This window comes from Amycolatopsis sp. NPDC039088 (assembly GCF_055598845.1).
In genome coordinates, this window is record NZ_JBVKAE010000014.1 from 83603 (window position 1) to 109242 (window position 25640).

General features: G+C 67.5%; 23 protein-coding genes. 9 read left to right on the forward strand and 14 right to left on the reverse strand.

The annotated features are described in order from the left end of the window. Positions 1-73: 73 nt before the first annotated feature. The 4 genes from ACZ7KI_RS19600 to ACZ7KI_RS19615 all read left to right on the forward strand — a co-directional run bounded on the left by ACZ7KI_RS19600 (position 74) and on the right by ACZ7KI_RS19615 (position 3930). Positions 74-1144 (forward strand): HpcH/HpaI aldolase/citrate lyase family protein, encoded by a 1071-nt coding sequence (locus tag ACZ7KI_RS19600; RefSeq protein WP_470274534.1) that lies wholly within the window; start codon positions 74-76, stop codon positions 1142-1144. An 11-nt stretch (positions 1145-1155) separates the two neighbouring features. Then, on the forward strand, positions 1156-2010 hold the full coding sequence (locus tag ACZ7KI_RS19605; protein ID WP_470274637.1) for an HpcH/HpaI aldolase/citrate lyase family protein: 855 nt from the start codon (positions 1156-1158) through the stop codon (positions 2008-2010). Positions 2011-2147: 137 nt separating this feature from the next. Further along, the gene (locus tag ACZ7KI_RS19610; protein WP_470274535.1) at positions 2148-3275 is read left to right on the forward strand and encodes an AAA family ATPase; all 1128 of its coding nucleotides are present in this window, start codon (positions 2148-2150) and stop codon (positions 3273-3275) included. Continuing rightward, a complete protein-coding gene (locus tag ACZ7KI_RS19615) occupies positions 3268-3930 on the forward strand; it encodes a DUF4276 family protein (protein WP_470274536.1) in 663 nt (220 codons plus the stop codon). Before ACZ7KI_RS19610 ends, ACZ7KI_RS19615 begins: the two co-directional genes overlap by 8 nt. A 68-nt stretch (positions 3931-3998) precedes the next feature. Here ACZ7KI_RS19615 and ACZ7KI_RS19620 read toward each other — a convergent pair whose 3' ends face one another. From ACZ7KI_RS19620 to ACZ7KI_RS19660, 9 genes are all read right to left on the reverse strand, one after another. Beyond that, positions 3999-4715 carry a hypothetical protein gene (locus ACZ7KI_RS19620; protein WP_470274537.1) on the reverse strand — a complete coding sequence of 239 codons (717 nt, stop codon included), beginning with the start codon at positions 4713-4715 and terminating at the stop codon, positions 3999-4001. A gap of 219 nt (positions 4716-4934) precedes the next feature. Beyond that, entirely contained in the window at positions 4935-6314 is a 1380-nt protein-coding gene (locus ACZ7KI_RS19625) for an amidase (protein ID WP_470274538.1), read from the reverse strand. Positions 6315-6325: 11 nt separating this feature from the next. Beyond that, the gene (locus ACZ7KI_RS19630) at positions 6326-7084 is read right to left on the reverse strand and encodes an SDR family NAD(P)-dependent oxidoreductase (RefSeq protein WP_470274539.1); all 759 of its coding nucleotides are present in this window, start codon (positions 7082-7084) and stop codon (positions 6326-6328) included. Next, on the reverse strand, positions 7081-8502 hold the full coding sequence (locus tag ACZ7KI_RS19635) for an aldehyde dehydrogenase family protein (protein ID WP_470274540.1): 1422 nt from the start codon (positions 8500-8502) through the stop codon (positions 7081-7083). The genes ACZ7KI_RS19630 and ACZ7KI_RS19635 overlap by 4 nt, the downstream gene beginning before the upstream one ends. Then, the gene (locus ACZ7KI_RS19640; RefSeq protein WP_470274541.1) at positions 8495-9265 is read right to left on the reverse strand and encodes an ABC transporter ATP-binding protein; all 771 of its coding nucleotides are present in this window, start codon (positions 9263-9265) and stop codon (positions 8495-8497) included. The genes ACZ7KI_RS19635 and ACZ7KI_RS19640 overlap by 8 nt, the downstream gene beginning before the upstream one ends. After that, a complete protein-coding gene (locus ACZ7KI_RS19645) occupies positions 9262-10008 on the reverse strand; it encodes an ATP-binding cassette domain-containing protein (RefSeq protein WP_470274542.1) in 747 nt (248 codons plus the stop codon). Before ACZ7KI_RS19645 ends, ACZ7KI_RS19640 begins: the two co-directional genes overlap by 4 nt. Next, positions 10005-10817, reverse strand: a complete 813-nt coding sequence (locus ACZ7KI_RS19650) for an ABC transporter permease (RefSeq protein ID WP_470274543.1) — start codon at positions 10815-10817, stop codon at positions 10005-10007. Before ACZ7KI_RS19650 ends, ACZ7KI_RS19645 begins: the two co-directional genes overlap by 4 nt. Continuing rightward, positions 10817-11761 carry an ABC transporter permease gene (locus ACZ7KI_RS19655; RefSeq protein ID WP_470274544.1) on the reverse strand — a complete coding sequence of 315 codons (945 nt, stop codon included), beginning with the start codon at positions 11759-11761 and terminating at the stop codon, positions 10817-10819. The genes ACZ7KI_RS19650 and ACZ7KI_RS19655 overlap by 1 nt, the downstream gene beginning before the upstream one ends. Then, the gene (locus ACZ7KI_RS19660) at positions 11758-13248 is read right to left on the reverse strand and encodes an ABC transporter substrate-binding protein (RefSeq protein WP_470274545.1); all 1491 of its coding nucleotides are present in this window, start codon (positions 13246-13248) and stop codon (positions 11758-11760) included. The genes ACZ7KI_RS19655 and ACZ7KI_RS19660 overlap by 4 nt, the downstream gene beginning before the upstream one ends. Before the next feature lie 60 nt (positions 13249-13308). On the opposite strand from ACZ7KI_RS19660, the gene ACZ7KI_RS19665 reads away from it, so the two are divergent. Together ACZ7KI_RS19665 and ACZ7KI_RS19670 are read left to right on the forward strand one after the other, a co-directional pair. Beyond that, positions 13309-14052, forward strand: coding sequence for a FadR/GntR family transcriptional regulator (locus ACZ7KI_RS19665; RefSeq protein WP_470274546.1), 744 nt, complete (start codon positions 13309-13311; stop codon positions 14050-14052). Between the two features lie 54 nt (positions 14053-14106). Then, positions 14107-15153: a patatin-like phospholipase family protein gene (locus ACZ7KI_RS19670; RefSeq protein WP_470274547.1), complete on the forward strand. Its 1047-nt coding sequence runs from the start codon at positions 14107-14109 to the stop codon at positions 15151-15153. Positions 15154-15228: 75 nt separating this feature from the next. Here ACZ7KI_RS19670 and ACZ7KI_RS19675 read toward each other — a convergent pair whose 3' ends face one another. The 4 genes from ACZ7KI_RS19675 to ACZ7KI_RS19690 all read right to left on the reverse strand — a co-directional run bounded on the left by ACZ7KI_RS19675 (position 15229) and on the right by ACZ7KI_RS19690 (position 21251). Next, complete coding sequence (locus ACZ7KI_RS19675) at positions 15229-15828, reverse strand: class F sortase (protein ID WP_470274548.1); 600 nt, start codon at positions 15826-15828, stop codon at positions 15229-15231. Between the two features lie 4 nt (positions 15829-15832). After that, complete coding sequence (locus ACZ7KI_RS19680; protein ID WP_470274549.1) at positions 15833-16522, reverse strand: hypothetical protein; 690 nt, start codon at positions 16520-16522, stop codon at positions 15833-15835. A gap of 426 nt (positions 16523-16948) precedes the next feature. Next, entirely contained in the window at positions 16949-17992 is a 1044-nt protein-coding gene (locus ACZ7KI_RS19685; RefSeq protein ID WP_470274550.1) for a trans-sulfuration enzyme family protein, read from the reverse strand. Between the two features lie 25 nt (positions 17993-18017). Beyond that, positions 18018-21251 carry a penicillin acylase family protein gene (locus ACZ7KI_RS19690; protein ID WP_470274551.1) on the reverse strand — a complete coding sequence of 1078 codons (3234 nt, stop codon included), beginning with the start codon at positions 21249-21251 and terminating at the stop codon, positions 18018-18020. Between the two features lie 141 nt (positions 21252-21392). Between ACZ7KI_RS19690 and ACZ7KI_RS19695 the strand changes: the two genes are divergently transcribed. The 3 genes from ACZ7KI_RS19695 (at position 21393) to ACZ7KI_RS19705 (ending at position 23598) form a co-directional block, all read left to right on the forward strand. Next, positions 21393-21767 (forward strand): FKBP-type peptidyl-prolyl cis-trans isomerase, encoded by a 375-nt coding sequence (locus ACZ7KI_RS19695; RefSeq protein ID WP_470274552.1) that lies wholly within the window; start codon positions 21393-21395, stop codon positions 21765-21767. Between the two features lie 111 nt (positions 21768-21878). Next, positions 21879-22379, forward strand: a complete 501-nt coding sequence (locus tag ACZ7KI_RS19700) for a hypothetical protein (protein ID WP_470274553.1) — start codon at positions 21879-21881, stop codon at positions 22377-22379. Continuing rightward, positions 22333-23598 (forward strand): hypothetical protein, encoded by a 1266-nt coding sequence (locus ACZ7KI_RS19705; protein ID WP_470274554.1) that lies wholly within the window; start codon positions 22333-22335, stop codon positions 23596-23598. The genes ACZ7KI_RS19700 and ACZ7KI_RS19705 overlap by 47 nt, the downstream gene beginning before the upstream one ends. Here ACZ7KI_RS19705 and ACZ7KI_RS19710 read toward each other — a convergent pair. Continuing rightward, positions 23546-25603 (reverse strand): AAA family ATPase, encoded by a 2058-nt coding sequence (locus ACZ7KI_RS19710; RefSeq protein ID WP_470274555.1) that lies wholly within the window; start codon positions 25601-25603, stop codon positions 23546-23548. The two genes, ACZ7KI_RS19705 and ACZ7KI_RS19710, sit on opposite strands and share 53 nt — an antisense overlap. Positions 25604-25640: the final 37 nt, after the last annotated feature.

The window sequence follows — 25640 nt, forward strand, 5'->3', positions numbered from 1 at the left end:
CGCCGCAGCGGTTCCCCGGGTTCCGGGTTTAGGGTTACTCGTCGGTCACTTGACCCGTTGCGATGGAGGAACGATGCGTTCGCCGAAGGATTTCTTCGCCCCGCTCGCGGTAGGGGCGCCGGAACCGCTCCGCCAGATCCCCGTGCCTCCTTCGCGGATGATCCACTTCTTCGACCCCAGCAACGAGAAGATGGCCGCCAAGGTCCCGGCCATCGCCAAGAAGGTCGACGTCCTGCTCGGGAATCTAGAGGACGCGGTGCGGGCCGACCGCAAGGAGGCGGCGCGGAACGGGCTCGTCTCCATCGCGAAGTCGACCGACTTCGGCAAGACGCAGCTGTGGACCCGCGTCAACAGCCTCGACTCGCCTTGGGTGCTCGACGACCTGATCACCCTGGTCACCGAGATCGGCGACAAGCTCGACGTGATCATGGTGCCGAAGGTCGAAGGCGCGCAGGACATCCACTACGTCGACAGGCTCCTCGCGCAGCTCGAAGCGCGCGCCGGCCTGACCAAACCGCTGCTGGTGCACGCCATCCTGGAGACCGCCAGCGGCGTCGCGAACGTCGAGGAGATCGCCGGCGCGAGCCCTCGCATGCAGGGCATCTCGCTCGGCCCGGCCGACCTCGCCGCGAGCCGCCGGATGAAGACCACCCGGGTGGGTGGCGGACACCCCGGTTACCTCGTGCGCACGGACCCGACCGGCGAAGACCTGAACGAGGGACGCACGACGTATCAGCAGGACCTCTGGCACTACACCGTCGCGCGGATGGTCGACGCCTGCGCGGCGAACGGGATCCTGCCGTACTACGGGCCGTTCGGCGACATCCGCGACGTCGTGGCCTGCGAAGACCAGTTCCGCAACGCGTTCCTGCTCGGCTGTGTCGGCGCGTGGAGCCTGCACCCGGTGCAGATCGACATCGCCAAGAAGGTGTTCTCGCCGTCCCCCGAGGACGTCGCCTGGGCGCGGCGCGTGATCGCCGCGATGGGTGACGGCACCGGCGCCGTGATGATCGACGGGAAGATGCAGGACGACGCGTCGGTGAAGCAGTGCCGCGTGGTCGCCGAACTCGCCGACGCGCTGGCCGCAGACGACCCCGAACTCGCCGCCGCCTACGACGCGGCCACCAAGGAGGCCCTCTCATGACTTCCGCGGCTTTGAAGCCCCGCCGCTCGGTGCTGTACATGCCGGGCGCGAACGGAAGAGCGCTGGAAAAGGCCAAGACGCTGGACGCGGACGGGCTCATCCTCGACCTCGAAGACGCCGTCGCGCCCGACGCGAAGGAAGCCGCACGTGAACGCGTTTGCGCGGCCGCGTCGTCGAAGGAGTACGGCTCGCGCGAGGTGACCATCCGCGTGAACGGCCTCGACACCGAGTGGCACGACGCGGACCTCCGGGCCGCCGCGCAGGCCGGTCCGGCCGCGATCGTGGTGCCGAAGGTGAACTCCGCCGCCGAGGTGCACAACATCGAGCGCGCGCTGGAACTCGGCGGCGCCCCCGACCACACGAAGATCTGGGCGATGGTCGAAACCCCCGTCGCGATGCTGCACGCCGAGGAGATCGCGGCGGCGTCCGAACGGCTGACCGTGCTGGTCATGGGCACGAACGACCTGGCGAAGGAACTGCACGCCGAGTTCGTCCCCGGCCGCGCGCCGCTGCTCGGCGGGCTTTCCTTGGCACTGCTGGCCGCCCGCGCGACCGGCAAGGCGATCCTCGACGGCGTCTACAACGACGTTAAGGACCTCGAAGGCTTCGAGGCCGAATGCCTTCAGGGGCGCCAGTTCGGCTTCGACGGCAAGACACTGATCCACCCTTCGCAATTGGAGCCGTGCAACCGCGTCTTCGCGCCGTCGGAGGAAGAGATCGAGCGGTCGCGGAAGATCATCTCGGCGTTCGAAGAGGCTCAGGCGGCCGGGCAGGGCGTCGTGACCGTGGACGGGCGGATGATCGAGAACCTGCACGTGGACAACGCGCGGCGGATCCTGGCGCTCGCCGACGCGATCGGCAAGTAACGCGTTTCGTCCTCTGAATGCGGTAGTTGCGTGTGCAAGGACCGCATTCAGAGGACTAAATGCGAGGGTGGTGGGCGGGTCAGGGGCTCGAACGAGTGAATCGTCAACTTTCACAGACGATTGCCTAAGCTGTGCGCATGACCCGACAGCAGCTGACGTCGATCGAGATCGAGGGGTTCACCTCGATCCGTTCGGCGCGCGTCGAACTGGGCGCGATGAACGTGCTCATCGGCGCGAACGGCGCGGGCAAGAGCAACTTCGTCCAGGCCTTCGAGCTCTTGGGCAGGATCAGCGAAGATCTGCTGAACCTGTTCGTGGGACGCAACGGCGGCGCGTCGGCGCTGATCAACGACGCCGCGGACACCTTGCGGATCAGCCTCAAACTGGAGGCGCCGCCCAACAGCTACCAAGCCCATCTGGCGGCGGCACCCGGTGAAGAACTGATCTTCGACGAAGAATCGATTTCGTATCACGGCCCTGGACACGAACAGCCATGGACGAGATCGATCGGCCGCGGGCACCGGGAGAGCCGCCTCAACGACGTCGTGGAAGAACGCGGAACGAACTCGGTGGCTTCGCACATCACTGAGCTGCTCCAAGGCTGCCGCGTCTACCACTTCCACGACACAAGTGCTGACGCACCGGTGAAGAGGCTGACTCCGACCGCGGACGATCTCGCGCTCCGAGCGGACGCGGGGAACATCGCCGCGGTTCTGCTGAGGCTGCGGGACAGCGAAGACCGGGCGGACAAGGTCGCGTATCGCCGGATCGTCGGCGCGATCCGGCTCGTCGCGCCGTTCTTCCGCGACTTCGTCCTCCAGCCGGACAGCACCGACCGCATTCTGCTTCGCTGGCATCGGCAGGGTTCGGAGACGATCTTCTCGGCGAACCAAATGTCCGACGGAACCCTGCGTTTCGTCTGCCTCGCCACGCTGTTGCTGCAACCGGAGCTCCCGGCGCTCGTCGTGCTCGACGAGCCGGAACTCGGCCTCCACCCGTTCGCCATCGTCCAATTGGCGGACATGCTGCGATCGGCATCCACTCGCAGTCAGGTCCTGATCGCTACTCAGTCGGTGACGTTGATGAACCAGTTCTCCGCCGAAGACTTGATCGTCGTCGAGCAACGAGAGGGCAACTCGTCCTTCAGCCGGCCGAACAAAGCCGCGTTGGAAACCTGGCTCGACGAGTACTCACTCGGCGAACTCTGGGAGAAGAACATCATCGGCGGTCAGCCGGGATCGCTGGGCAGCGTTCTCGATGCCTGATCAGAAACGTCTGCACCTGTTGGTGGAAGGCCAGACCGAGGCGACCGTCGTCCGTGACCTGCTCTCCGGACACCTTCAGCGTCAGGGCTGGTTCGTCACCTACTCGACAGTCCGCACTCAAACGTCGTCCGTCACCTACCGTGGCGGCGTCACGTCGTGGCCGAAGCTGTACCGGGAGATCAAAGAACTTCTCGCCAGTCCACGGCTGACCGTGCTGACGACGCTGTTCGACTACTACGGCTTTCCTTCTGACGCGCCGGGGATGGCGACCCGTCCGGCCGGTGTCGCCACCGGCAAGGTCGAGCACGTCGAAGAGGCGTTGCGAACAGCCGTGGGCGATCACCGCTTCGTGCCTCATCTCGTCCAACACGAACTGGAGTCCTGGGTGTTCGCCGCCGGGGAGCAACTCGGCTTCCTTCGTGACGATCCCGCGGTCGCCGAGCGGCTCAAGCAAGACTGCACGGAGGCCGGTGGGCCGGAACTCGTCAACGACGACCCGAAGAACGCGCCTTCGAAGCGCCTGGCCAGGTACTGCCCTGGTTATGTGAAAACGCTCGAAGGACCGCTGGCGATCGCCGACCTGGGCATCGAAGGTCTCCAAGCCCAGTGCCCGCACTTCGCCGCCTGGCTGACCCAACTCGGCTCACGGGTATAACGCGTTTCGTCCTCTGAATGCGGTAGTTGCGTGTGCAAGGACCGCATTCAGAGGACTAAATGCGAGGGTCAGCAGGGACGAGCGGCCAGCAGACGCGCACACGAGCTGTTGGCCATGATGTAGGCGGCGACCTGCGGCGAGATGAGACCTGCGAGGTCTTGTATGTCCTTCCAGTGACCGTGGAGGTCGACGGCCAGTAATGGCTCATGGTGAGCGATACGGTTGCGAAGCCGGTGCAAGCGCTCGACGTGCTTGTCGATGTCACGGCGATCAGTACCGGTGCGAAAAGCCAAGTGCAGATAAGGAATCCACAGAGGGTCGTGATGACGTCTCGCCGACAGATATCGCCAGAAGCCGAAACTCAGCTCGGCGATCACCTTTCCAGGCGACGGTGACGCAGGTGGCTTGCCCGAACCGTCGGGGCGTCGGACCTTCGGAGTCGCGCTCTTGATGGCTTCGGCAAGCAGCCTTCGGCTTCTCTCGTTGACATCGTATCGCGTACCATTCGCCGCCTTCTGCCACCGCGACGGGAAGATCGTCGTCGCCTGGAATACCCAATGTTGCTTCCCTGCCGCGACGGCGTGAGCCAGCGCCCGGTCGTAGGCGTTCCGCAAGGCGACTTCCAAGTGGGACAGGTCGTGATGGAATGCTGCGGACACGGCCGCGTTCCACTCGTACAAGCGCGCGGCCTGCTCTCGATCCTGGTTCGCCGCTTGCAGGTAGACGTCGAACCTCGGCTTCGAGAGCCAGGTTTCGATCCAGTCCCCCGCGCAAGCGCTGGTCACTCTCGTAGCTCCTCTGCTAAGCTGGCCGACGAATAGCCCCGGATGGCCCCTGACCTTGTGGTCATGTCACCGGGGCTTTGATCTTTCTGTTGCCGGCGGGCAAAGCAACTTTCTCGCGGATCCTGGTTGACCCAACTCGACTCACGGGTATGACGCGTTTAGTCCTCTGAGTGCGGTAGTTGCGTGTGCAAGGACCGCATTCAGAGGACGAAACGCGGGTCAGGGCCAGGGGCGGGGTGTGGGCCGAAGGGTTTCGTAGGCGGCAGCGGCGCGGAGGACGTCGAGGTCGGCGAAGCGGCGGCTGCTGATCTGGAGGCCGATGGGCTGGTCGTCGCTCGTGTAGCCGCAGTTGATCGAGAGCGCGGGCTGGCCGGACATGTTGTACGGCACGGTGAACGCGATGTGCTCGAAAGGCCGCCGAGAATCGTTGGTCGGCGACGGCCATGCCGCGGGCGGGGCCGAGACCGGGCAGGTCGGCGACAGGACGACGTCGAAGCGTTCGGTGGCGCGCAGGGCCGCGACGGCGATGGCGTCGATCTGCGCGAAGCCGCGATAGGCGTCGACGCCGCTGACGTCGGCGCCACCGGCGGCCCAGTCGGCGATGTACGGCAGCACCTTCGCGCGGCGCTCCTCGGGCAGCTCCGACATGTCCGACCAGGCACGGACGCGCCAGAAGGTGTCGAGCCCGTCGAGCATTTCGCGGCGCAGGAAGGGCGAAACCTCCTCCACCAAGGCACCCGCGCTCTCGAACAGCCGCGCGGCTTCGGTGACGGCGGCGATCGTTTCCGGCAGAACCGGGAGTCCGACGCCCGGATCGAGGTGCAGCCCGATCCGCAGTCCCTTGACCTCGCAGGACAGCGCGGTCCAGTCGAGCGAGGCCGGTGGCAGCGAAAGGTGGTCGCGACCGTCCACACCGGACAGAACGCTCATCAGCAGCGCGGTGTCGGCGACGGTCCTGGTCATCGGCCCGGCGACGCGGCCGAGGAACGGCGGATCCACCGGCACCCGGCCGAAACTCGGCTTCAAACCCACCAGACCACACCATCCGGCAGGCAACCGGATCGAGCCGCCGATGTCGGTGCCGACATGCAGCGGGCCGTAACCGGCGGCGGCCGCCGAACCGGCTCCGGCGCTGGAACCACCGGGCGTGCGTGCGAGGTCCCACGGATTCCGCGACGCGGTGTGGAAACTCGACAGCCCGGACGTCAGCATCCCGTAGTCCGGCATGGTCGTCTTGCCCAGCAGGACACCGCCGGACTCGCGCACGCGGGCGGCCGCCGGGGCGTCTTGAACCGCCGGCGTCAGTTCGGAAGCGGCCGTCCCGAGCGGGACCGGCGTACCGCGGGTCGCGATGTTCTCCTTGAGTGTCAAGGGAACGCCGTCGATCGGCCCGGCCTGTTCCCCGGCGTGCCAGCGGCTCTCGGACGCCTTCGCATCTTGGCGTGCGGCACCCGGGTCGTACGCGTACAGCGCGTGCAGTTCGGGTTCACGCGCCTCGATGCGCGCGAGGACGGCTTCGGTCACCTCGACTGGCGACAGCGTCCCGGCGCGGTACTGGGCGACCAGTTCGACAGCGGTCAGGTCGGGCAACTCCGGCACAGCGGGCCTCCTCACGTTGCGGGCGGTTCGAAGCGGCCGTCGACCGCGGTCCAGCCGCCGTCCACCGCCAGCACAGCGCCGGTCACGAACGACGACGCGGCCGAGGCCAGGTAGACGACGGCGCCGGCGAGTTCGTCGGGACGAGCCCATCGGCCGAGCGCGCCCTTGGTCGCGTAAGCGTCGTACCAGGCAGGATTCGCTTTGATCTGCGCTGTCAGGGGAGTCTCGACGACGCCGGGCGCGATGGCGTTCACCCGCACCCCGGCCGGGCCGAACTCCGCCGCGGCCGTGCGGAAAAGCTGCACCAGACCGGCTTTCGTCGCCGCGTACGGACCCTGTCCCGGTTCGACGGTGGTGCCGCGGATCGAGGAGAACCCGATGATGCTGCCCCGCCCGCGTTCGACCATCCCGGCACCGAATGCCCGGACGACCTCGAACGTCGCGCCGAGGTTCAACGCGATCACCCGGTCGAATTCCTCGCGGGTGTACTCGAGCAGTCGTTTGCGCACGTTCGTCGCGGCGGTCAGCACCACCACGTCGATCTCGCCGAGTTCCTCCGCCGCTCGTGCGGCGGCACCGTCCGCGAGCAGGTCGATCTCGTACGCCTCCCCCGCGCCGGTTTCCTCGGCCGCGGCGACATCACGGTCGGCGACGATCACTTCGGCGCCGTGCGCGGCCAGCGCACGCGCGGCTTCACGGCCGATCCCGCTGCCGCCGCCGAGCACCACGGCCCGCCGTCCGTCGAGGCGGAACAGGTTCTCATAGGTCACGGCCGCAGCACCGCCATCCTCGTCACGGTCAGTTCTTCGACCGCGAACCGCGGCCCTTCCCGCCCGATCCCGGAATCCTTCACCCCGCCGTACGGCATGGTGTCGGACCGGAAACCGGGCACCTCGTTGACCACGACGCCGCCGACTTCGAGTTCGTCGAGCGCGCGGAACGCGGTCTTCAAGGACGTGCTGAACACCGAAGCGTGCAGGCCGTAGCGTGACGCGTTGACCGCGTCGAACGCCTCGTCCACTCCTGGCACCGTGCGGACGCAGACGACCGGGCCGAAGATCTCCTCGTCCCAGCATTCGAGGCCGTCGGGCACGTCGAGCAGCACCGTCGGCCGCAACACCGTGCCGTCCACTCCGCCACCCGCGAGCCGCGCACCTGCCGAAGTCGCTTTGTCGACCCACTCCTGGACGCGCTGGGTCGACCCGGGATCGATCAATGCCGACACCCGCGTCTTCTCGTCACGCGGGTCTCCCGCGACGACCTCGCCGAGCCGCGCCAACAGCCGTTCGGTGAACTCCTGGGCCACCGGCTCGACCACCAGCACCCGCTGCACCGAGATGCACGCCTGCCCGGACGCGTAGAACCCGCCGCGCAGCACCGCGTCCACAGCGGCGTCGAGTTCGGCGTCTTCCGCAACGACGAGCGCGGCGTTGGACCCCAGCTCCAGCAACGTCTTCGTGGGCGCCGCGTCGCGCGCGATCCGGTGCCCGACCAGCGCGGAGCCGGTGAACGACACCGCGCCGACGCGCCGGTCCGTGACCAACGCGGATCCGACGGCCGCATCGCCGGTGACCAGTTGGACCATCGCGGGCACGTCGGTCAGCTCGCGCACCAAATGCACGAGCCACAACGTCGCCAGCGGCGTCTGCGGCGCGGGTTTCACCACGACCGGGCAACCGGCCGCGATCGCGGGCGCGATCTTGTGCGAAGCCAGCAGCAGCGGGTAGTTGAACCCGGCGATGCCGACGACCACGCCGATCGGCTTGCGTTTCCAGAACCCGACGAGCCCGTCGCCGGACGGGAGCAGATCGAGCGGCACGGTCTCCCCGTGCAGCCGCGAGACCTCTTCGGCGGCGGCCTGCCAGGTGACGATCGTGCGGGCGACCTCGACCCGGCAGTCGACCAACGGCTTGCCCGTTTCGAGGACCAGCAACTGTTCGAAGTCTTCACGCCGGGCTTCCAGTGCCGCGGCGACGTCGTTCAAGAGCGAACGCCGCATCCGGGACGGCAAGGCGGCGACCTGCTTGAACACCGCGACCGCCTCGTCGATCGCGCGCGTCGCCAGCTCGGGCGTCCCGACCGGCGCACGGCCGATCTCGCTTCCGTCGTACGGGAACGTCACCAGCGCTGTGTCTACAGTGGACAACCAGCCGTCACCGATCGGCAGGCCTTCGGGATAGTCAGCCATCGTCCCCTCCCCGCAACCGCGCCAGCTCGGCCCGCAGATTCGGCGCGGCGGCCAGCAGTTCCCTGGTGTACTCGTGTTCCGGCGCGTCGTAGACCTGGTCGACGTCGCCCAGTTCGACGATCTCCCCGCGCCGCATCACCGCGACCCGGTCGCAGACGTGCCGCACCACACCGAGGTCGTGCGAGACGAAGATCAACGTCAGGGAGTACAGCTCGACCAGCGACGCGAGCAGGTCGAGGATCTGTTTCCGCACGGAGACGTCGAGCGCGCTGACCGGTTCGTCCGCGATCAGGACGCTCGGGTTCGGCGCGAGCGCCCGTGCGATCGAGATGCGTTGCCGCTGCCCGCCGGAGAACTGGTGCGGGTACCGCCCGGCGGCGTCTTCCGGCAGGCCGACCGCCTTCAGCAATTCGGAAACCCGCGCGGGATCCCGGCGACCCAGCGGCTCGGAGATGATGTCGCGCACCCGCATCCGCGGATCGAGCGAACCCATCGGATCCTGGAAGACGATCTGCAGTTCCGACCGCAGGAAGCCGAGTTTGCGTTCGGGCAGCGTGTCGATGCGCTTGCCCTGGAACGAGACGCTACCTGCCGTCGGCTTGTCGAGGGCGGCCAGCAATCTGACCAAAGTGGACTTTCCCGAACCGGACTCGCCGACGATGCCGAAGCGCTGACCGGCCTCGACGTCGAACGAAACGCCGCGCAACGCGTGCACGTCACGGCGGGCGTAGCGGCGTTCGAGGTCCCGCACCGAGATCATCATCGGCTCGCCTCCAGATCCGAAGCGGCCAAAAGCTTCTTGGTGTACTCGTGCTTCGGCGTGGTCAGGACTTCGCGCGTGGTGCCGGATTCGACGATCTCGCCGTCCAGCATCACCAGCACCCGTTCGCAGACCGACGCCACGACGGCGAGGTCGTGCGTGATGAACAGCAGCGCGCTCTCCCGCTCGCGGACGCCGTCAAGGATCAGCTCCAGGATCTGCGCCTGCACGGTGACGTCCAGCGCCGTCGTCGGCTCGTCGCAGATCAGCAGCTTCGGGCTGTTGGCCAGCGCGATCGCGAGGACGACGCGTTGCCGCTGCCCGCCGGACAGCTGGTGTGGATAGGCGCGGAAAGTGCCTGGCAGCCCGACGGACTCCAGCAAGGCCTCGGCGGCCGCACGCGGATTCCCGCCGTTGCGGTGGATCCGGACGGGTTCCGCCACCTGCGCGCCGACGCGCATCGCCGGGTTCAGCGCGGTCATCGGTTCCTGGAACACCATCGACAGTTCGTTGCCCCGCAGCCGCGAAAGCTCCCGCTCCGGCGCGCCGAGCAGCTCGCGGCCGTCGAGCTTCACCGAGCCGGACGCGGCGAGTTCTTCGGGCAGCAGTCCCATGATCGACAACGCCGTCAACGACTTCCCGGAACCGGACTCGCCGATCAGCCCGACCCGCTCACCTCGCGCGATGTCGAACGAGACGCCGCGGACCAGGTCGCCGATCCCGAGGCCGTGGACTTCGAGGGTCATAGCCGCGCCGCCAATCGGGGGTCGAGTCGATCGCGGAGGCCGTCCCCGAGCAGGTTGAACCCGAGGACCGCGATGGCGATCGCGACCCCTGGCACGAGTGCGAGCCGCGGGTGCAGGGTCAGGAACACCTGCGATTCCTGCAGCATCCGGCCCCACGACGGGGTCGGCGGGCGCGTGCCGAAGCCGAGGAACGACAACGCCGCTTCCGCGAGCACGGCGATCGCGAACGACACGGACGCCTGCACGATCAGCAGTCCGGAGATGTTCGGCAGCACATGCCGGGCCGCGATGTTCAGCCGCGACCGGCCCGCCGACCGCGCGGCCAGCACGAACTCGCTGCTCATCACCTGCAGCGTGCCCGAGCGCGCGATCCGCGCGAACGACGGGATGGTCGCGATGCCGATCGCCACCATCGCGGTCAGCGTGTCCGCCCCGAACACCGCGCCGAACATGATCGCCAGCAGCAGCGCGGGGAACGCGAGCACGAGATCGTTCACCCGCATGACGAATTCGCCCAGCCAACGCGACGACATCCCGGCGAGGATGCCCAGCGGCGTCCCGATCAGCGCGGCGATGCCGACCGCGACCACGCCGACGTACAACGTCGTCCGCGCGCCGACCATCAGCTGGCTGAGCACGTCACGGCCGAAGCTGTCCGTGCCGAGCAGGTTCGAGCCGCTGAACCCGTGCAGCCGGTTGGCCGCGTCGACCCGCGCCGGGTCGAACGGCGTCCAGACGAAGGAAAGCAGTGCGGCGAGCACGATCAGCGTGACCAGGACGGCGCCGATCACGAGACTGCGGTTGCGCATCAGGAACCCCGCAATCTCGGGTCGAGCACCGTGTAGAGGACGTCGACCACGAAGTTCACCAGCAGCACGCCGACCACCAGCACCAGCACGATCCCCTGCACGGACAGCAGATCGCGCGACGCCACCGAGTCGAGCAGCAAGCTGCCCAGCCCCGGCAGGACGAACACGCGCTCGACGACGACCGCGCCGACCAGCAGCGTCGCCAGTTGCAGGCCGAGCACCGTCACCACCGGCACGGCGGCGTTGCGCAGCCCGTGCCGGAACAACGCCTGAAACGGCCGGAGTCCCTTGGAACGCGCCGTGCGCAGATAGTCCTGCCCGAGTGTGTCGAGCACCGCGGAACGGACATATCGCGTCAGCACGGCTCCCTGCACGAGTCCCAGCGACAAGGCGGGAAGGACGAGACCGCGAAGGAATTCGCCGGGATCCTGCACCGGCGGCGTCCAGCCACCGGAAGGCAGCCACCGCAACTGCACCGCGAAGATCTGCACCAGGATGATGCCGGCGAGGAACGCGGGGATCGCGACACCGAGCTGCGAGAGCCCGGAAACCGCGGTGCCGTCGGCCTTCCGGTGTCGCACCGCGGCGAACGTGCCTGCCGGGACGGCGATCAGCAACGCCACCAGCATTCCGGCGCCGACCAGCCACAACGTCACCCCGAGCCGGTCGGCCAGGGCCGGCCCGATCTCCTCGCGGGTGACGTACGAGCGGCCGAAGTCGCCTTGCAGGACACCGCCGATCCAGTCGAAGTACTGCGTCACCAGCGGCCGGTCGATGCCGAATTCGGCACGGGTCTTCGCGACCAGTTCCGGGGTCGCGTTGACGCCGAGCGCGACCTGCGCCGGATCGCCAGGCAGCACGGCCATGAACAGGAACACCACGATGGACGCGACCAGCACACTGGCCACGAGGATCGCCAAGCGGCGAAGGACCCTGACCGTCATCGCGGCGCCAATCCCGTGAGATCGAAGGACTCGCTGACCTGGTTGCGCACGAAGCCGGTCACCTTGTTCTTCGCCACGATCACGTTGGGGAACAGGAAGAGCCAGTCCGCGGCGGCGTCCTCGGACAGCTGCCGGGCGACCTTCCGCATCGCTTCGATCTGCTCCTGGGGCGTCCCGCTGTCGGCCTTCGCCAGGTTCTGCTGGACGGGCTTGCTGTCGTAACCCCAGTAGTACTTCGGCCTGCCGAAGGTGACGATGTCGCGCGCCTCGACGTGCTGAATGATCGAGAGGTCGTAGTCGTGGTCGGTGAAGACCTGCTTGAGCCACACCGCCGGGAAGTCCAGCGGCTCGATCGTCACCGTGACCCCGACGTCCGCCAGTTGTGACGCCACCACCTGCGCCGCCGAGACGGCGTACGGCAGGTTCGGGATCCTCAGCCGCAGCGGCGGAACCGGCCGTCCGACTTCGGCGAGCAGTGCTTTCGCTTTCGCGGGATCGAACGGGTACGCGTTCGAGAGATCCTCATACCAAGGGTCCGTCGGCGGGACCATACTGCCGATGAGCGTGCCTCGTCCGGCCCAAGCGGTGTCCAGCAAGGCTTTCCGGTCGATCGCGGAGGACAACGCGCGCCGCACGCGGACGTCGTCCATCGGCGGACGGGCGTTGTTGAACGCGAGCGTGACCTCGCTGTTCGTCGTGCCCTCGACGACGGTGAACCGGTCGTCGCTCTGGAACTGCGGGATCGAATCCGGCACGGTGATCGCGGAGATGACGTCGATCCCGTTGCTGAGCAAGGCGTTGTTGAGTGCCGTCGGATCCTTGATGTACTTGAGCACCACCGTCGAGTACGCCGGTTTCCGGCCCCAGTACGCGGGATTCTCCTTGAGCACGATGGAATCGCCGCGCCGTCGCGCGGACACCGTGTACGGCCCGGTGCCGACCGGTTTGTTCGCCAGATCCGCGACACCGGTCGGGGTGAACATCGCGCCGAGACGGCTGGTCAGGCTGAACAGCCAGCCGTTGCTGGGCTTCGTGAGCATGACCCGCGCGTGATCGGGCGCCACGACGTCGACCCGGTCGACGACGTCCATTGTGGACTTGATCGACACGGTCCAGTCGGCTTTGACCCGCATCAGCGAGAATTTGACGTCCTCGGCGGTGAACGGCGCGCCGTTGCTGAACCTCGCGTTCTTCCGCAGCTTGAAGTCGTAGGTCTTGCCGTCGGGGGAAACCGTCCACGATTCGGCCAGCAGCGGCACGATCTTCGCGTCCGCGTCGAGTTTCACCAGGCCCTCGTAGACGTTGTAGAGCAAGGCCTGCGGGATGGCGGCGCCGTCGGTGCGGGTGAAGTCGAAGTTCGCGGGTTCCGCGGTGTACCCGACCGCGAGGGTGCCTGGATCCTTGGCGACGGTGGCACTCGAACCGGCCGAGCACCCGGACGTCACCAGCAACAACGTCAACGCCGCCGCGTGGATCCGGGCTTTCATCCTGCCCCCTGACCGGTAGACTGGTCTGACCAGTAAACCAGACGAGACGGCAGGGTCAAGATGGAATTCGAGCCGGTCTCCCCTGTCAGCGCGTACCAACGAGTCGTCGAGCAGATCGAAGAAGCCGTGTTCAGCGGCCGGATCAAACCCGGCGACCGGCTCCCGAGCGAACGCGAGCTGATGGTCCAGTTCGACGTCGGCCGCTCGACGGTGCGGGAAGCGCTCCGAGTGCTCCAGGCAGCGGAAATGATCCGTTCGCGGCCCGGCGACCCGCGCGGCCCCGAGGTCCTGGCCGCCTCACCCGCCGCCCTGCACCGGTCCATGCACCGGCTGGCGCGGGCCGACCACATCGGTCTCTCCGAACTCCTGCAGTTCCGCATGGTGCTCGACGGTTCCGCACATCTGCTCGCCGCGCAGCTCAGGACCGAAGACCATCTCATCGAACTGGACACCGCGCTGGAGGCGATGCGCGCCGGGGTCTCGGAGGGGTTCGCCGAATTCAGCCACGCGGACGTCGCGTTCCACGAGGCCATCGCCCGCGCGACGGGGAATCCCCTGCTGGTGATCAGCGGCGAGGTCGTGCGCGGCGTCGTCCTCGAACTCATCGAAGACAAACTGGAGCACGCCGACGACCGGACGGCGTTGATGCGCAACTGGCTCACGCATCACGAAGAGGTACTGGGGGCGATCCGGGACTCGGACGGCGCGCGCGCCTCGCGACTGGCGAAGCAGGCGCTGTACGACAATTACGCCGAGCACGTCCCCGAAGAACAACGTCGTCTCTTACAGCCACTGCTTTCGTAACACTCTGTCGCGCCGGGCCGACTCATTTCTACACTCGCTCAAGTGGGGGATGCCATGGAGCCTTCGACAGCCCGGCAAGGTGTCGGTCTCGCCTTGTCCGGCGGCGGCTACCGCGCGATGCTCTTCCACACCGGAGCCCTGTGGCGGCTCAACGAACTCGGCTGGCTGTCGAAGATCTCGACGTTCTCCAGTGTCTCCGGCGGTTCGATCGCGGCCGGGATCCTCGCGCACGCGTGGCCGGATCTGGACTTCCGGAACGGCGTCGCCAACAACTTCCACGACGAGGTCGTCTCGCCGGTCCGCAAACTGGCGCGTACGCGGCTCGACATCCCGGTCACCTTGCGCGCCATGGCCATCCCGTGGCGAAGCGCCGGCGAGGAACTCGCGCGGGTATACGCGAAACACCTGTTCGGCGACTGCTGTCTCCGGGATCTGGACCCGGCGGGACCGCAGTTCGTCTTCACCGCGACCAACCTGCAGGACGGCGCGCTGTGGTGGTTCTTCCGACAGGACGGGCCGCACGGGAACATCCCGCTCGCGACCGCGGTGGCCGCGTCGTCGGCGTTCCCGCCGATGCTCTCGCCGGTGGTCATCCACGATCCGCTTTCGGCCAAGGCACGCAAGAAGATCGTGCTGAGCGACGCCGGCGTCTACGACAACCTCGGCCTCGACCCCGTCGAAGGACAGTGCGCGACGGTGCTGGTCAGCGACGCCGGCAAGCGGATGAAGATCAAGCAGAAGGTCAACAGCGACTGGGGACGGCAGCTGCTGCGGGTCCTCGACGTCATCGACAACCAGGTCCGCGAGCTGCGGCGCGGTGCGCTGCTGAAGTCCTATGTGGAGAAGGAATTCGCGGGCGGCTACTGGGGAACCTACGTCGATCTGGAGAACTTCGAGCTGGCGGATGCGCTGGCGGCGCCGGTCGGCCTCACGCACAAGCTGGCGGAAACACCCACCCGGCTGACGAAGCTGCCGGAAGCGATGCAGGAGCGGTTGATCAACTGGGGTTACGCGGCTTGTGACGCGGGGATGCGGCGGTGGGTCGTGCGTGAGGCGGCGGCTCCGGCGGGCTTCCCGTTCCCGAAGTCTGGCGTCGGCTGAGCGTCCCCCCATGCGATGAAAGGTCCTTTCCTTGCGAAATTTGCAAGGAAAGGACCTTTCATGGCGCGCTTGTGGTCAGGCGACCAGGTTCGCGTAGACGACGATGTTGTCCTTGTAGCTGTGCTCTTCCTTGTCGAACACACCGCCACAGGTGATCACCCGAAGCTGCGGTTTGTCCGTGTTGCCGTAGACCGCGTCCTCGGGGAACTGGTCCTTGGGAACCTGGTCCTTCTTCTCGACCACGAACTTCAGGACCTTGCCGTCACTGCGGTCGACGAGGATCTCGTCGCCGGGGTTGACGTCCTTGAGCTTGTAGAAGATGCCCGGCTGCTTGTTGCCGTCGACGTGCCCGAGCAGGATCGCGGGGCCGACGTCGCCGGGCACCGGGGAAAGCCGGTACCAGGCGGCCTGCATCGGGTTCTTCGCCGACGGGACGGACATCTTGCCGTCCTTGCCGATCGCGACCGTGACCAGGCTCGATTCCGCACCGATCTTGGGAATCTTCACGCTCGTCGGGCGAACCCCGTCGAACGGCTTGACGACCGGCGGAGTCGATTCCGACGGCGCCGCCTGCGCGGCGGGCTGGGCGGGTTCGTCGGTGCCGCAGCCTGTCAGCGCGAGTGAAAGGACAAGGGCGGCCGCGGCCAGGCGGCCGCCCTGCGTCAGGAGCTTCATCCGATCAGGCCGCGGTGGCGCCGAAACCGGTCTCGATGCCGCCCTTGGGCTTCAGCTTGACCTGCTTCTTCGGCTTGACACCCGGCGCGGTCGAGCCGCCGCCGACCGTCCCCTCGATCTCGATGTCACCCTTGCCCGGCTTGCCGTCGCAGGTCCAGGTGAAGGTGCTCGAGGTGCCCTTGAAGCCGGGCTTCGCCTCGATCATGTAGATCCACAGGTAGGCTTCGCCGCCGTCCTGGAACATCTCGACGATGTTGTAGTCCGGCGCGGTGACGTTGGCGGGCTCCGAACCGCAGAAGATCGCCAGCGCACCCTCGGTGCCCTCGACGTACCCGGCGCCGACGTTCAGCTCGGGCTTCGGCGGGGTGGTGGTGGTCGGCTTCTCCGAGGTGGAGGTCGGCGAGGGCGAGCCGGAAGTCGGCTTGCCGCTGGTCGAGGTCGGCGTCGGCTGCTGCGACGACGAACCCGGAGTGCTCGTCTCGGGCGGGGCCGTGGTCACCGGACCACCCGTGTAGGTCGGCCCCGCCGGAGCGGAGGACGTCGTCTCGGGCGGAGCCGAGGGGGACGAGGTCGTGGCTTCGGTCTGCGCCATGGCGACCGGCGTCACGGCCAGCGAGATGAGGGCGCCGGCCAGCACCGCGCCCGCGACGCGGCCCAACGTCTTCTTCAAAGTGATCTCCCAGTGGAAAAGCATCGCAACGCACGGTGACCCCCACCATGCGACCACCCGAGGGATTACCTCGTTCGGGTGACAGCGCGATCCTGCCGTAAAAAGACCGCCGGACTGTAGCGAATAGACAGTGACAAGACCCACTGGGAAAACCGGTAACGCCGGAACGGCCCTGCCCGATACAAGGGCCCGAAGTCCGCTCAACAGAGGGAAATCCTCGCGGCGACGAAGGAATGTTAACACCTGGAGGGCCGGAACGACCGCGCTCCGGAAGCATTCTTTCCGCTTCCTTCGAACAGCACGAAAACTCCCGTTTTCCTGGCCGAAGCCGTGCCTCACCGTGATTATCTCAGCTTCGTCACCGACCGGTTCACCCTTTCGGAGTGCCTGGCGGTGAAATATTGGCCGACCGGAGGCGAAAACCGGTGCCCGGCAACCTGAAGGTCACGATCAGAACACCAGTGCCGAGGCCAGATCCGTCCAGAGATCTTCCGGATCTTCGAGCCCGACGCTGAACCGGACGAGTCCGGCGGGCACGTGGGCGTCGCCCGCGAGCCACGCCCGCCGTTCGACCAGGCTCTCCACCCCGCCGAGGCTGGTGGCGGCGCGGATCAGCCGCAGCGAGCCGATGACCTTGTCCGCGGTCTCCGCGTCCGGGAGTTCGAACGCGATCATCGTGCCGGAGCCGGGATAACGCACCCGGGTGATCGCGGGGTGGTCGACCAGCCGCGCGGCGAGGAGCGCGGCCGTACGGGTCTGCTCGGCCAGCCGGACCGGCAGCGTCCGCAGTCCGCGCAGGGCCAGCCAGGCTTCGAGCGCTCCCGGGGTCGCCCCCATCCTGGTGCGCGCGTCGCGCAGGTCCTTGGCGACGGCTTCGTCGGCCGCGATCGTCAGTCCGAGCAGCAGATCGCTGTGCCCGCCGATGAGTTTCGTCGCGCTGTGCACGACGATGTCGGCGCCGAGGTCCAACGGCCGCTGCCCGAGCGGCGTCGCGAAGGTGTTGTCGACGGTGACCAACCCGTTCGCGGCGGCGGCGATCGTCTCGATGTCGATGACGTCGAGTGTGGGGTTGGTCGGCGATTCGAGCCAGAGCAGGTCGGCGTCCGCGGCCGCGACCCACGCGTCCGTGTCGTCCGGGGCGATCTCGGTGACCACCAGGCGGCCGGTGCGCTGAGCGTGCGCGAGCAGTCCGCGAGACCCGGCGTAGGAGTACGTCGGAACACAGACCTTCGCGCCGACCCGCAGCGTGTCGACGACAGCGCTGAGCGTCGCGATCCCCGAAGCGAACGCGGTGGCGTGCCCGCCTTCGAGCGCGCCGATCGCGGCTTCGAGCGCCTCCCAGGTCGGCGTGCCGTCCTCGCGTGAATAGGCGCGGTCGGCACCGGCGTCGAAGGTGCTCGCCGCGACGATCGGCACGTTCAGCGGTTCGCCGGGGCCCTCCGGACGTCCGGCTGCGACGGCGAGGGTGCGGGGTGACCAAGCGTTCGTGTCCACCCCGCCACCGTAAACCGTCCCCGCGCTAGTGGGCGTACACCTCGAACTCGTAGAGGGAATAGCCGTACTTCGTGCCGCGCTGGACACCGGCCATCCGGACATGACGGCCGTCCACCGCTTCGAAGGCGACGTTGTCCTGCCCGCCGTCTCCGTCCACTATGGATGCCACGTCGCGCCAGTTCGTCCCGTCCGATGACACCTGCACCTGGTACGCCTTGCCGTACGCGGATTCCCAGCGCAGGACGACACGGGACACGCGCTGCACCGAACCAAGGTCGACGGTGATCGACTGATTGTCGCTCCAGTCGCTCGCCCAGCGCGTCGACAGGTCGACGTCGATGGCCTTGGACGGCGGCGAGTCGAACCAGCCGGTCTCGTGGCTGCTGGCGCTCGCCGACCGGCCGGTGGCGAGGTTGGCGATGTTGTCGCCGCGCTTCGCCGGGAACTCCACGACCTGCTGGAAGGTCGGCCGGTTCTGGGTGCTCATCTTGTCCTGGGTGATCCCGCCGAGCGCGCGGTGGATGATCGTGTCGGCGCACCACTGGTCGCCCGCGGCACAGTCGCCGTCACCGGGGTACACGGTGTTGGCAGGCTGCGCGGCCGCCTGCGTCAGCGAGTCGAGCAGCACCTGACGGCAGGCGTTGACGTCACCGCCGCCACAGAACTTCGCGCCGAGCGGACCGGCGACGTTCTGCCCGAGGACCGAACGGATGTCCTTGTGCACGTAGCCCCACCAGCCCGCCTGGTACGACGAACCCGCGTGCGGCTGGCCGACGTGCTTGCCGGGAACCTCGTTCTGCCAGCCGGACGGTGACTCGTTGATCTTCAGCACGCCGACCATCGCGGCGTAGGCGGCGTCGCCCATGCCGGGTTTGAACTGGGCGTTGACCAGCAGCGGCCACCAGGCGTCCATGATGCGGATCGCGTCGGCGTTCGCGTACGCCTTGCTGCCGGGCGCGGTCTCCGAACGCAGGCCGCCCGCCGCGAGCCAGGTCTTCAGCTTCGCCACCGCGTCCGCGGCCGGACCGGTCACCGGCGCCTTGTCGATCACCTTGAACAGTTCCGGCAGCACCTTCTCCGCCCGGAGATCGGCGAGTGCCGCCTCCTCCATGGCCTGCGTGAGGTTCACGCGCGTCACCCTGGTGCCACTGGAGATCATCTTCTTGACCCGCGCGTCGATCAGATCACCGCGGTGCACGGAGCTCTTGTCCGCGCCGCTGGCCGCGTAACCGTTGGCCTGTGCGTTGTTCCAGCTGATGTAGTAGTCCTGGTTGACCGACTGCGGATGCTGCGACGACGGCGTGTAGTTCGCGACGTTGCCGTCGGGGTTCCAGCCCTGCCAGTCGAATCCGGCGTCGCCCTTCACCGGCAAGGCCGGGTCGACGTTCGGATTGCGGACCGGGTTCGAGCCGGAGTTGAAGTAGGCGACGTCACGGGAGTCGGCGTAGAACCAGTTGTAGGTCTGGTTGACGTCGGCCGCGGCGGCCTGGAAGTCCTGCGCGGATTTGATCGCGTCCGGATCGTTGAACTTCTGGAAGCCGATGATCGTGTCGATCTCGTGCTGGAAGGTCGACCGCAGCGACGTGTACGCGACCGGTTTGCCGCCGACCAGCGCCCGGCTCGTCACCGGACCGTACTTCGTGCGGAAGCTGCGCAGGGTGTACGAACCTTCCGCGGTGCCGTCGGCGACGGTGGGCTTCCAGGCGTTCTTGCGCTCGACGATCTCGAACGGCAGGCACTGGCCGCGGAAGCGGTAGAAGTTGGAGTTCTTCGTCGGCGCGGAACCGTTCTGCTCGCACAGTTCGACGGCGTAGGTGTCGGTGATGTCCTGCGCCGCCGAAGTCGCGCTCCACGAGTAATCCTTGCCGCGGCCGAGCAGCACGTACATGCTGATGCCCGCGAAAGAGGCACCGCGAGCGCTGATGCCGGGGCCCTGGAGTTCCTGCAACATCAGCAATTGCGGGGCGAAGTACCCGGCCTGCGGGCCGAAGACCGCGACCGGGTGACCGCTCGCCGTCTTGGCGCCGGAGACCACCAGCGCGTTGGACATGCCGTGCTTCTCGGACAGCATGTTGCCGGGCAGGACGCCGTCGTCGAAGATGCCGCGGACGGCCTTCTGGTCGTCGGGCGCGGGAACGTCCACCTTGGCCGGCGTGGCCGTCCCGGCGGAACCGGTCGGGTCGAAGACCAGTTGCTGCCCGGAAACGGTGCCCTTGTCCGGCATCGCGGCGCCCTGCGGGTTCGCCGGGGCCTTGCCGTAGGCGAAGGTCTGTCCATTGTGGAGGGTTTTGACGGTCTCGGGGTCGTCTTCGGACCGGAGGCTCTTCCAGACCTTGTCACCCTGTTCGAGACCGTACTTCTCCTGCATCGCCATCTTCGCGATGGCGTTCTGGACCTCACCGCCGCCGCCCGCGCCGAACTGCGCGCCGACCACCCCGGCGAGCACGACGAGGTCGGTCAGCTTGAACGGCTCGATGGTCCCGGCGTTGGTGATCGAGTCGACGTGGCCGGTGAGGACGTACTCGCCGGGGAAGTAGCGGCCGCTGTGCGCGTCGGAGATGTACTTGTTGATGCCCTGGACGTAGGCCTCGGCGTCGGCCTTGCCCTGCGCGCCGCGCGGACCGCTCGCCGCGGCGCGGTCGATCTGCGCCTGCAGTTCCTGTTCGGTGTAGGGCGCCGACGCGAAGAAGCTCTGCTCGAGTTCGCGGTTCCCCTGCGCGCCCCCGGCGTACGAGGTCAGCTGGCCGCGGCCGACGCGGCGCATGATGTCCATCAGCCACAGGCGATCCTGCCCGGCGGCGTATCCGGCGCCGTACATCGTGCCCGGCCGTGTCGTGCCGACGATCCGGGGGACGCCGGTCGCCTTGTCGCGGGTGATCGTCACGTCCGATCGCGGTTGGATCGTGCTCTCGACCTGCCCGGACTGGACGCCGAAGGAGGCGTCGTTGAAGAACTGGTTGATCTTTTCCGTGGTCAGCGTCTGGTAGCCGTCGGCGAGCGAGGCGTACTTCCCGAGCTGGTCGGCGGAATGCGCCGGCCGGGTGCCGAACGCCTTGTGCGCCAGAATCTCGGCGAGGGTGGCGTTCCCCTTGGTGCCGGGCGGCAGGATGTCGCCGCACTGACCGCCGCAGTAGTCGTCGAGCGCGGCAGCCACCACCGAGTTCTGGGCTTCGGCCGCGTTCGCCTGCAGTGCCGGGACGATCCCCGCCACCAGGGTCAGGCCCGCCAGCGTGGTCAGGATCCGTATGCCTCGTCGCATGAAAGACCTCCGTCGTCGGAGCGTGACGAGGCGCACACTACCGACGGGTATCGAATTTTGTGAAGACTTTTCGCATTCTTGCCACCGTTCGGCGGAACACTCGGCCTGCGAACCCCGGACCTGCGTAGGTAGGTTGTGGGCATGCCTTTGGAAAAGCCCCAGATCGACCGCCCGGAGGGCGCCGCGCCCGCCGACCTGGAGACCACCGACATCACCGTCGGCGATGGCCAGGAGGCCAAGACCGGCGACACCGTCTCCGTGCACTACGTCGGCGTCTCGCATTCGACCGGCGCCGAGTTCGACGCGTCCTGGAACCGCGGCGAACCGCTTCGCTTCGGCCTCGGCAGCGGCCAGGTCATCCCCGGCTGGGACCAGGGTGTCGCCGGGATGAAGGTCGGCGGCCGCCGCAAGCTGGTCATCCCGCCGCATCTGGCCTACGGCGACCGTGGCGCCGGCGGCGTCATCAAGCCGAACGAGACCCTCATCTTCGTGGTCGACCTGGTCAGCGTGAACTGACCCGTTTCGTTCCCCGGCCCGGCGGACCCGTTCCGCCGGGCCGCCGGGGTGACCTACACGGCACCACGAGCTTCTGAACTCGACGTTCGCCAATGGGTAGCATCGCCCTTCGTGCCCACTGTCCCCCTCTCTGCACAGTGGAGGACAGTCGCCACCGAGCGGACGGTCCTCGCTGTCGTGCACAACGTCACGGCCGCCACCCGGCTGTTCGACGTCCTCGAACTCTTCGCGGGCGACCCGCGCGTCCAGATCGTCTTCACCTGCCCGGGCTCCAGCGCCTTCACCGACGGCACCTCCGAATACCTCGCGGCACGCGGCGTGACCACCTTGCCGTGGGACCGCGCGATCCGGACCCGTTTCGACTCGGCGATTTCGGCGAGCTACGGGGGCGACCTGCACGAAATCAAAGCACCACTGATCGTCATTCCACACGGAATGGGCTACAATAAATTCTTGGAAAGCGGAAAGCGGAAAGCGGAAAGCGGAAAGCGGAAAGCGGAAAGCGGAAAGCGGAAAGCGGAAAGCGGAAAGCGGAAACGTATTCGGACTTTCCGCCCCCTGGCTGATGCACGACGGCAAGGTCGTCGCCACCCATATCGTCCTTTCCCATGAGGAACAGCTGGAACGACTGCGCGCCGCCTGCCCCGAGGCCGTCGAACGCGCTGTCGTCGCAGGCGATCCCTGTCTCGACCGATTGCGGGCGAGCACACCACTGCGGGAGACATACCGGCAGGCGTTCGGACTCGACAAGGATCAGCGATTCGTGGTCGTTTCGTCGACGTGGGGCACCGCGTCACTGCTCGGCGCGAACTCGTCACTGGTGCTGGAACTCGCTCACGAGCTTCCACACGATTCGTACCGGATAGCCGTCGCCCTGCATCCCAATATCATTCGAGGCCATTCTCCCTGGCAGACGAAAATGTGGCTCGACGAATGCGCGCGAGCGGGTGTCCTGGTCTTCGAAGACGAGGATCTCTGGCGCCCGGCTCTCGCCGCCGCCGACCTGACGATCGGCGACCACGGTTCCGTGACCTTCTATTCGGCCTGTCTCGGCACCCCGATCATCCTCGGCTCCGCTCCGGAAGAGACCGTCCACCCGGATTCCCCCATCGCCCAGCTCCTGCGGACGGCGCCCCGGCTGGAGCCAGGCTCGAAACCCTGGGCGCGAATCGACGAGGTCATCGACGCGCATCGACCGGGAAGGTATGCGGAGATCACCGACCTCGCCACCTCCGTGCCGGGTAAGTCCGCCGATCTGCTGCGTGATCTCGTCTATTCCACGATCGAGTTGTCCCCACCGTCGATCACCCCCTCACCGAAGGCACTCCCGGTCCCGGAAATCGTTCCGCCGAAGCCAAGGGCATGGACCGCCGAAGTGACGTTCGACGCCGACGGGACGGCCACCATGGCGCGTTTCCCCGTCGACGGCCGCGAGAAGCAGACACTCGGCAAAGCGAACACCCACCTGGTCGTGGGAACGGACGAGCCGGACATCACCCTGCTGAAGCTGGCCGAGGTCGTGGTGCGGCCGGACCGCACGCCCGACCCGGACGCGTGGACCGCCGCGACGTTGCGAGCGCTACCGGGTTGCCGGGTCGCGGCCACCCGCGCGGGCGAAGCCGAATGGCGGATCGAAACCGACGGCGGTCTTCTGCTCGGGATCGACAGCGTCGAGTCCGCGTTCGTCTCGGTCGTCCACGCCTTGCTTCGGCAGGAGGCCGGTGCCGTACCGGAAGAACTCCGCCTACGTCGCGGCTCGGTGACCTACTCGGCGAAGGTCACTGTGCTGGCGAAGAACCGTCGTCGGCCGCATTCGCCAGTTTGGCCTTGATCCGGTCGTAGTCGGGCGTGAAGCCGTAAAAGTAGTAGATCTCTTTCGCGGCTTCCCCGAACGTACGCGCCTCGGCCGGCCTGGCCGTCGCGAACGACAACTCGGCCAAGGCTTCGTTCGCTTCGGCGCGTTCGCGGTTCAAGGAACGCTCCGTCGCCAGGTCGAGCGTCCGGTGCAAAATGGCGGCCGCCTCGGCATGAACGCCGGCTTCCAGGAGCTTCTTGCCACGCCACAAAGCGATTTTGACCTGGTTGAGGTGCTCGGCGCCGAGGACGGCCTCGGCGGCGGCGAGCAATTCGATCGCCTCCGACGGCGGGCGGACCTTCGCCAGATGAAAGCGGGCGACAGCCTGCCTGCGGTCGTCGCCGATCTGCTTCGCCAGTTCGAGAGCGCGCCGAAACAGTTCTTCCGCCTCGCTTGGCTCACCGAGGTCGAGCTTCGCCAACCCCAATGACTCGATGGCCGTTCCCAGCGCGGTCATCGAACCGGCCTTGCTCGCGAAGTCGATCGATTCCTCGAACCGGTCGGCCGCGAAGTCCGCCCGATGAGCCTGCCGGTAGGCGAAACCCACCTGGAAGGTCATCACGGCGGCGGCGAGGTCATCGCCCCACGCCCGAGCGGCTTCGACACCGCGTTCGTTCGCACGGACCATGTCTTCGGAGTGCTCGCCGTTGAGATGGTCCGGCCAGAGCACCAGACACAGCTGACAAACCCACTCGTGTCGTCCGTGCTGATACGCCAGTTCGAGCACTGCTTCCAGGTTCTCGCGCTCGGTGGCGAGCCAGACCCGCGCGGCGTCCGCGTCCGGCAGCGGGGCGATCCTGAGATCGGGCCAGAGCTCGGCCATCCAGCCGCGGCTCGGCAACGCGGCTTCCGCGGCGAGCCCGGCGCCACGGTAGGCGGCGAGCAGCCGGAGCGGCAGTTCGCCGTCGGCCTTCGTCGCGGCATGGTCCCGGACGAGCTGTCCCGCGATGAGGTACCGGTCGTCCGCGACCTCGTGAGCGAGATGCCGGTTCCGCAGTTCTTGAAGCGCGTCGGAGACGTCGAACTCGTCCTCGCCGAGGACGTCCGCGACGGTCTTCGCGGCGACGGCGCCGTCGCCGGGATGGATACCGAGTACCTGGTAGACGGCCTGCGCCAGGGGCGGAAGCAGGTCGTACGCGACATCGAACACCTGGCTGATCTCGAGCGCCTCGAGCACGCCGCCCTTGCGCTCGATCCTGCGGAGGGTCCTGGCGGCGGGCTCTTCGGCGAGCAAGGCTCCGAGCACGGTGAGCGCGACCGCCGATCCGGCACAGCGCTTGATCAGTCCGGTGATCGGACCCGCTTCGGCGGCAAGCCGATCCGTTCCGATCATGCGACCGAGCAGCAGTCGCGCGGCGTCTTCGGACAGCGGCGCGATGCGCACCCGCCGTCCCGAGAACTCGGCCTGGAGCTGATGCGACTTGCCACCGGTGACGACGAGCACGACGGAGGGTCCCGGTCCGGGGATCAGGGGAACGATCTCGGCCGCGATCAGGGCGTTGTCGATGATGACCGCGATCTTCTTGCCATAGCTCCAGCTGCGCCACATGGCCGTCCGCGCTTCGAGGCCGGACGGGATTTCGTCGGTCTGATAGCCCACCGCGCGCAGCAGGTCTTCGAGAGCATCCGAAGCCCGCTGTGCCGCCAAGGCGAGCGAGACATAGAAGGTCCCGTCGGCGAACGAGGTTACGTCCTGGGAATGGACCCATTTGCGGCAGAGGGTGCTGCGGCCGCTGCCCGGTGGTCCGTACACGAGGGCGATGGCCGGTCCGGCGGCCCGGTTCTCGTGGCCGAGGATCTCGTCCAGTTCGCCGAGTTGCCGCTCGTAATTGGTGTAGTGCGTGGGCTCTTTGGTGACCTGGCGTGGCACCATCGTCCGGCGAGGCGCCCGACCGTGAAAAGCCGGCCCGCCGTCGCTCTCCCGCCCCTGCACCGAATTGTGGGCTTGCCCACCGAAATGATCGTCGTGCCCCTCGTTCACTCCCCGCCCCTCCCCACGGTGAGCTCCCGACCCTACC

Bases quoted from the DNA above. Each gene is read 5' to 3' on its own strand.
- ACZ7KI_RS19680 (WP_470274549.1), bottom strand. From the start codon at position 16,522: ATGCTTTTCCACTGGGAGATCACTTTGAAGAAGACGTTGGGCCGCGTC.
- ACZ7KI_RS19665 (WP_470274546.1), top strand. From the start codon at position 13,309: ATGGAATTCGAGCCGGTCTCCCCTGTCAGCGCGTACCAACGAGTCGTC.
- ACZ7KI_RS19690 (WP_470274551.1), bottom strand. From the start codon at position 21,251: ATGCGACGAGGCATACGGATCCTGACCACGCTGGCGGGCCTGACCCTG.
- ACZ7KI_RS19650 (WP_470274543.1), bottom strand. From the start codon at position 10,817: ATGCGCAACCGCAGTCTCGTGATCGGCGCCGTCCTGGTCACGCTGATC.
- ACZ7KI_RS19660 (WP_470274545.1), bottom strand. From the start codon at position 13,248: ATGAAAGCCCGGATCCACGCGGCGGCGTTGACGTTGTTGCTGGTGACG.
- ACZ7KI_RS19675 (WP_470274548.1), bottom strand. From the start codon at position 15,828: ATGAAGCTCCTGACGCAGGGCGGCCGCCTGGCCGCGGCCGCCCTTGTC.
- ACZ7KI_RS19670 (WP_470274547.1), top strand. From the start codon at position 14,107: ATGGAGCCTTCGACAGCCCGGCAAGGTGTCGGTCTCGCCTTGTCCGGC.
- ACZ7KI_RS19635 (WP_470274540.1), bottom strand. From the start codon at position 8,502: ATGGCTGACTATCCCGAAGGCCTGCCGATCGGTGACGGCTGGTTGTCC.
- ACZ7KI_RS19695 (WP_470274552.1), top strand. From the start codon at position 21,393: ATGCCTTTGGAAAAGCCCCAGATCGACCGCCCGGAGGGCGCCGCGCCC.
- ACZ7KI_RS19600 (WP_470274534.1), top strand. From the start codon at position 74: ATGCGTTCGCCGAAGGATTTCTTCGCCCCGCTCGCGGTAGGGGCGCCG.
- ACZ7KI_RS19705 (WP_470274554.1), top strand. From the start codon at position 22,333: ATGCACGACGGCAAGGTCGTCGCCACCCATATCGTCCTTTCCCATGAG.
- ACZ7KI_RS19615 (WP_470274536.1), top strand. From the start codon at position 3,268: ATGCCTGATCAGAAACGTCTGCACCTGTTGGTGGAAGGCCAGACCGAG.
- ACZ7KI_RS19645 (WP_470274542.1), bottom strand. From the start codon at position 10,008: ATGACCCTCGAAGTCCACGGCCTCGGGATCGGCGACCTGGTCCGCGGC.
- ACZ7KI_RS19640 (WP_470274541.1), bottom strand. From the start codon at position 9,265: ATGATGATCTCGGTGCGGGACCTCGAACGCCGCTACGCCCGCCGTGAC.
- ACZ7KI_RS19655 (WP_470274544.1), bottom strand. From the start codon at position 11,761: ATGACGGTCAGGGTCCTTCGCCGCTTGGCGATCCTCGTGGCCAGTGTG.
- ACZ7KI_RS19610 (WP_470274535.1), top strand. From the start codon at position 2,148: ATGACCCGACAGCAGCTGACGTCGATCGAGATCGAGGGGTTCACCTCG.